This is a genomic window from Streptomyces sp. NPDC058646, assembly GCF_042716875.1.
Lineage (GTDB): Bacteria > Actinomycetota > Actinomycetes > Streptomycetales > Streptomycetaceae > Streptomyces.
In genome coordinates, this window is sequence record NZ_JBHXRK010000067.1 from 1 (window position 1) to 6735 (window position 6735).

A 6735-nucleotide genomic window follows, 5' to 3' on the forward strand; every position below is an offset into this window, starting at 1 on the left:
GGCCACACCTCGTCGACGGATGCCTCGCCGGAACCGGCCTGCCCATGGACGACTGACCACGATCAGACCGACATCACGCATTCAAGTTCAGTAGTGACCTGAGTCAGAGATTCGGTGGCAGTAGGCGGCGACTTTGTCGAGGATCTCGTCGGCGGTCTTCGTCCAGACGAAGGGCCTGGGTTGGTCGTTCCAGTCGGTCAGCCAGCCACGGATGTCGCGCTCGAGGGCCTGGACGGAGCGGTGGACACCACGCTTGAGTTTCTTCTGGGTGAGCTCGGCGAACCACCGCTCCACCAGGTTCAGCCACGACGCACTCGTCGGCGTGAAGTGCAGGTGAAAGCGAGGGTGCGTCAGCAGCCACTTCTTCACGTCCGGCGTCTTGTGGGTCGCGTAGTTGTCCAGGATCAGGTGGACCTCGAGGCCGGCCGGGACCTCCTTGTCGACCTTGGCCAGGAACTTCTTGAACTCGGCAGCCCGGTGGCGGCGGTGGAGTGAGCCGATCACGTTGCCGGTAGCGACCTCGAGCGCGGCGAAGAGGGTGGTCGTGCCGGCCCGGATGTAGTCGTGGCTGCGGCGCTCGGGAACACCGGGCATCATCGGTAGGACCGGCTGGGACCGGTCCAGGGCCTGGATCTGCGACTTTTCGTCCACGCAGAGGACCAATGCCTTCTCCGGCGGATCATGAACGGTTCGGTATCCCCTGTTTGATCCTTCGACCAGGTGAGCCCTGACACAGTCTCATGACAGGGGCGTGGGACCGCCCAAGCTAAGGCAGGTCGTCCGCGAAGGGAGTGACACCGCCTGGCCAGCTGAACGAGAATTCATGGCTTTCCCGATCGTAGGCTACTGATGCTCCGCACGCCGGGAGGTCCAGGCAACGATGCAGCCAGCCGTCGATTGCGAGAGCGGCCACTTCCGCCCGGTAGTCCCCGTTTGGATAGTCCAGAGAAGTTACATCGACCACTCGGCTGGCGCCTTGATCGGCAGCGGCAAGAAGGTCGGCATGCAATGACAGTCCGAAGGAAAGCCAGGCGGCATCCTTCCAGGGCAGTGGGCCTGCCGGGAGGTGAAGGTAGACATTGCGGTAGATCTGCAGCGCACCGGCCGGAACCCCTGCAATCTCGCGCACCTCGGCAGAGATATCGGCGGCGAGGCCGACGCCACCCCTGAGGAATCTGTAGCGGGAAACCTCGGTCACTTAAATCTCCTCAAAATTTCAACAGGTGGAATATGCGCTTATCGAAGAAATGTTCATGGCCGTACTTCCCGGTAAATCCTCGGATGTAGTCGTAATCATGCGGGAGACCCTCTCCATATATCCTACTGTGGGCATCCATGAATCTCTCCGCGTCTTCTGGGGACATGGAGACAATCTCAGCCTTCTTCAGGCCCAGGAAGTCTTCGGCGGAGACTCTGAAGGGGACGATCTCAACGTTCACGCCCTGGCCCAGGCGGACGTCTGCGTAGATGCGGGCGTCCTCAATCGTGCCCCATGAATACACACCGTGGCCGTACTGACCTCGGGTCGCGTCATCAGGCCACGGTTCTCCTCCGCTCCTGAGACGTGCTGCATCCGTCGGGCTCTGAACCGTATAGAAGTCACGGTCAGGGCAGCCTTCAGGACTGAGGCCGAGTGGGTCGGCCCACGTGTGAGGGTTGTGGACATACGTCGCCGGGTTGGGAGCAGGGGCGAGGCCCAGAGGGTCGGGGGTGAGGTAGCGGGCTGTTTCGGGGTCGTAGGTGCGGAAGTAGTTGTGGTGGAGGCCGGTCTCGGGGTCGAAGTATTGGCCGGGGAACCGAAGCGGGGTGTAGGCGGTGGCGTCGCGTGTCCAGGTGGTGGAGCCCCAGAGGGTGGAGCGGGCGCGCCAGGCGATGTCGCCCGATTCGTCGATCAGTTCGCGGGGGGTGCCAACGAGGTCGGTGACGATCGCGAAGAAGCGATCGTCGGTGGTACCGAGGTGCCGTTCCGCCTGTGTGAGGGGGTGCAGGCCGTTGTGGGTCCATGTGAGGGTGACGGGACCCGACGTCTCCTCGCACAGGGTGGCGCCGTCCCATGTGAAGAGAACTTCTTCTGCCACCGCGCCAGTGGGTGTGAGGCGCTGTTTTGCAGTGCGACGGGAGAAGGCGTCGTAACGGTAGCGCCAAGTGGTGCCGTCAGGGGTGGTGACCCCTGCCATGCGGTCCTCGGCATCCCACTCGTAGTGCCAGGTGTCCGCCTTGCGGGAGAGGCGGGTCTTCTGGCGCAGGGTCGTGCGACCCAGGGCATCGTGCTCAAAGCGGACGGTGCCGGCCCGTGTGATGCAGGTACCTGCGTAGGAGCGCTCGCCGTGGGCCTCAGCGCCAGGATGGCGGGTCGGCCAGACGGCGGAGGTCTGGTTGCCTGCGTCGTCATATGCGTAGCGCTCGGACCAGTTGGCGGCCTCGACCGCGATAACCCGGGCTGCCGTGTCCAGTGTGAAAGAGCACAGCCCGGCGCGGGCGTCGTCGATGGCGGTCAGGTGGCCGTCGGCGCGATAGCTGTAGCCGCGGCGCTGGAGGGTCCGACCGTCTTCGCCCTGTACGTGCTGCCCGGTAGGACGGCCCAGCGGGTCGTAGTCGTGGGTCAGGGTGACGGCCGCGGCAAGCGTGCGGGTGCGCTCGCGGCCGACCTCGTCGCGTTCGAAGGTGATGGTGCGGCCGGCAGTGGTGAGTTCCGTGCGGTGGCCTGCGGCGTCGTATGTCCATTGCGAGTGGGAGCCGGTGGGCGTAGTGCGGCCGGTCCTGCGGCCGAGAGGGTCGTAGGAGTAGGAGACCGTGCGGCCGTCCGTCGTTTCCGATTCCAGGCGGCCGTACGTATCCCGCTGGCGAACCAGCACCGTGCCGTCGGGCGATATCGCTTCGGTGAGCTGGTCGAAGGCGTCGTAGGCGAAGGTGGTGACACCGTCCGACGTTTGCTTGCGTACGAGTTGGGACAAGGCGTTGTACTCGTACGTCGTCGCCGCACCGAGAGTATTCGTACGAGAGGCCAAGCGGCCCGCCGGATCGTACGCGTACGTGAGGGTGCGGTTGTCGAAGTCCTTCTCGGCGGCGATACGGCCTGCGCGGTCATAGGTATAGGTCCACGTCAGGCCCCGGGGGTCGGTGACGGCGGTAAGACGCAGCTCAGTGTCGTGCGTGTACGTGTGGCGGGTGCCGTCGGGGCTGGTGCGGGAGGTGAGGAGGTCGAACTCGCCGTATTCGGAGGTCGTCACCCCGCCTGTCGCGTTGGTGTGGGTGAGACAGTTGCCCTCGCCGTCGTACGTCCAGGACTCTGCAGTCCCGTCCGCGTTCTCTCGGCGAAGAAGGCGGCCCTCGATGCTCCAGGTGAGGCGGGTGGTGTGCCCGAGAGCGTCCGTGATCGCCGTCGGGCGGCCGAGGTAGTCCCTGGTGCGGATGGTCGTCGCGCCCAGCGGATCGGTCATCGCCACGGTCAGGCCGGCCGCATCGCATTGAACGGTAGTGATGTGGCCGAGAGCATCAATCACCGAGGAGAGGTGCCCGCGGTTGTCGTACGCAAAGTGGGTGGTCGTGCCGTCCGGGGCGGTGGCGGAGGTGGGGTTGCCATTCGGGTCATACGTCGTGGAGGCAGTCCGGCCGTCCGGCTGGATCACCTTGGTAGGTAGGCCGAGCGCGTTGTACTGGGCACGTACGGTTCGGCCGTCAGGGCGGACGATCGCGGTGAGGCGGCCCTGCTCGTCGTAGTCGAAGCGGGTCGTGTGGCCGAGCGGGTCGGTGCGGGTCAGCAGACGGTTGTAGGTGTCGTGCGTGTAGTGGGTGATGGCGCCCGTCGGGTCGATCTCCGCGGTGACCTGGGCGCGGTCGTTGATGACGTAGCGCTTGACGTGGCCGAGGGAGTCGGTGTGCGTGGTGACGCCTGCCTCGTAGGCAAAGCGGACGTTAAGGTGGCCCCCCGGGCTGGACTGGGCGATGCAGCGGTCGCGCTCGTCGTAGACATAGTCGAAGCGGCGGTCGTTCGTGTCAGTCCAGGAGGTGATCCGGCCGAGGAGGTCGTAGCCGAAGCGCAGGGGGCGGCCGGAGGAGTTGGTGACTTCGGTGAGGTGGCCGTCGGTGTAGCCGTAGCGCAGGATCTGGGTGCCGTCGGCGAGGGCGAGGCCGGTGATGCGGCCTTCGGCCGAGGTCATCCGCAGTTCGTAGCCGCCGCTGTGGGAGATCGCGGTGGGGGCGCCGGTGTGCTGGTCGTAGGTGAAGGCGATCCAGGCGCCGTTGCGGTCGTCGATCTGTGAGAGGAGGCCGTCCTCGGAGAAGTGCCGGACGAGGCCTGTTTCCGGGTCGGTGACTGTGTACCAGCCGTCGGCGTCGCGGGTCATGGGCAGGCGCCGGCCCAGGGTGGGCAGGGCGGGTTCGCCGGCCGGTTCGGGGTGGGCGTATTCCAGCAGGCTGCCGTCGGGCTGGACGAGGATGACGCCCTTGTCGTCGATCTCCAGGCGCTGGTCGACGGTGGAGGCCCAGGTGGGGCCGAACCAGCGGCCCGAGCGGTAGGAGGATTCGAAGGTCCGGCTGAAGACGAGCGGGAGCGAGCCGGGCAGGACCACGTCCGTCTGCGGGAGCAACATCCGGCCTGTCGCGACGTCGACCGGGTCGTCGACGCACGTCTTGCAGTCCTGCTCGCGGGAGTTCCCGGCCCTGTCCGCGTCGTGGTTCTCTCGGGCGGTGTGCTTGTGGTCGGGGGTGTCGGGCGGGTTGTGCGGTTTCGGCAGCTCGCCGTTGGCCATGCGGCCCAGGGTCGCGGAGCGTCGCAGGACGCCTGCTCCGGCTCCCACGCCCTTCGTGGTGGCGGCTTCGAAGATGAATTTCCCGATGCCTTCCTCGGGGTCCTTCATGAACGCCTCGTACATGCGGGAACCCGTGGTCGCCGGGTCGTTGACGGCGCTCATGAGGCCGACCCCCATGCCGGCCAGCTGCATCTTGTACTCGGTGGGGTGCATGCGGTTGTAGGGGTCGTCGGGGTCGACGGCCCGGATGAAGCTGATCGCCCCGGCCGCCCCCTTCACGATCCCTCCGACAAGGTGTTCGGAGCTCACGGCCAGGCTGAACGTCTGGTGGACGAACTGCTCTTTCGCTGACGGCATCGGCGGTGCGGCGTCCCGGGCCGTCTGCAGCGCCTGGACCACCGACCGTGCCGCGTCGTCGCGCTGGCGGCGGGCCTCGGCCAGCTTCTCTCGGGCGGCCTTGATGCCGTCCGCGCCGGGGTCGGTGAAGCCCATGGGACGGGCCGGCAGCGGGTCCTGCTTGGCCCGGAGCGCGTCGTTGTAGGAGTCGACCCACTTGTTGTAGGCGTCGTGCGCCGCCTGCGAGGTCTTCGCGGCGGTCTTGTACTCGTCGAGTGCTTCCTGGGCTCGGCCCTGCGCCCACTCCACCGTGTCCGCGAAACGATTCAGCGCGCCGGCCGCCGTCTCCATGGCATCCGCGGCCGTGAGCCACCGCGGGGGCTGCTTCTGGATTGTCGTGCGGAACGCCTCCGCGGACGCGCCCTGGATACCGTCGTGGTCCAGGCCCTTGAGGCCCTGACCAGTCAGATCGAAGGCTGTCTTGAAGTCGCTCAGGTGAGAGGCGGTTGCACGGAGCTTGGAGGCGCTGCCGTGGATCAGTTGCTTCGGATCGTCGGTCTGGCCGAGCTCGGACTCACCGACGTCTGCGCCGAGCCGGTTCGCAACGGAGTTCACCCCGCTGCGTACCGCGTTGGCTCCATCGCGCCAGCCAGCCTTCTCCAGGCCGTCCGCAGCTTTGTCGCCCGCCCACTCCAGACCCTCACCAACAACTTTGGTTCCGGCCTCCAGCCAGTCACCGAGATCGCGCCCCATCAGTTCCCGCCCTCAGTCGCCCGGGCCCGCGCCTCGTCGAGAACCTCACGGTCCAGCCCCGCGTGGTCGGCCGCTCCGTCCAGAATGTCGGCGGTGAAACCCTTCGTCAGAGAATCCCGCTTGGCCTGATCCCACGCCTGCTGGAAGTCATCGCTGGCCTTCCGGGCCTCTTCGGGCGTCTCCGGCCGCATCGATCCGGTGATCTCGTCCCAGGACTTCTTCTCGGTCTCGTCCTCGTCCGCGTGCGGATTGCCGACCACGGAATTGGCGGCGACCTTGAAGGTCCCCTCGCGGTACCGGTCCTCCTCCCAGACCATGCCGGCCGAGAGATTGAGGGCCTTCGCGACAGCGCTGGCGCTGAAGACGAGCCCCCGCACACCCCACTCCCAGCGCGTGCAGAGCTCCTCGAACACCCCTGCCACCTGCCCGTGCCCGGCCTCCATCCCGGTCATGGCCAGCTTCCCGAAGCCACCGCCCGTCGTCGCGATCGCGTCGGACCCGAACTCGCGCAACTCCCCTATCGCGGCACGCAGGCCGTCGGTGAGGTTCTTCACCGCGACCGGATCCATCTCCAGGTCACCGCTACCGTTCCCTGCCATAATCCCCACCCCCAAGATCATCCGTAAGGATACGGAACATCGCGGAGCAGGTCAGGCAGGTAACAGGTCAACAGAACTACGCAATTGGTCCGCTACGTCGCATGGATCCGCCCCCATACGCAGCTGCCGCATGCGGCACTTCCTCGCCTAAGAACTCGTAACACGATCATGAGTCGGGCTTGCTGAGGCGTCGCCAGCAGGTGAGGCTGCAGGCGAGGGAGATGAACGCGTCGTGGAGTTCGGTGCGGCGTTCCCATCGGACGGCGAGTCGTTTGAACTGGTGGAGCAGGGCGAAG

Annotated in this window: 3 protein-coding genes and 1 pseudogene; all 4 read right to left on the reverse strand. The window is 66.4% G+C overall.

Annotation, left to right across the window (positions count from 1 at the left end; translation table 11 throughout):
• Nucleotides 1–87: 87 nt before the first annotated feature.
• A pseudogene (locus ACFWUZ_RS36025) lies at nt 88–681 on the reverse strand (IS630 family transposase); the annotation flags it as partial.
• Between the two features lie 85 nt (nt 682–766).
• Complete coding sequence (locus ACFWUZ_RS36030; protein ID WP_384382307.1) at nt 767–1198, reverse strand: hypothetical protein; 432 nt, start codon at nt 1196–1198, stop codon at nt 767–769.
• Nucleotides 1199–1208: 10 nt separating this feature from the next.
• The gene (locus ACFWUZ_RS36035; RefSeq protein WP_384382309.1) at nt 1209–5840 is read right to left on the reverse strand and encodes a putative T7SS-secreted protein; all 4632 of its coding nucleotides are present in this window, start codon (nt 5838–5840) and stop codon (nt 1209–1211) included.
• Nucleotides 5840–6439 (reverse strand): hypothetical protein, encoded by a 600-nt coding sequence (locus ACFWUZ_RS36040; RefSeq protein WP_384382311.1) that lies wholly within the window; start codon nt 6437–6439, stop codon nt 5840–5842. The genes ACFWUZ_RS36035 and ACFWUZ_RS36040 overlap by 1 nt, the downstream gene beginning before the upstream one ends.
• Nucleotides 6440–6735: the final 296 nt, after the last annotated feature.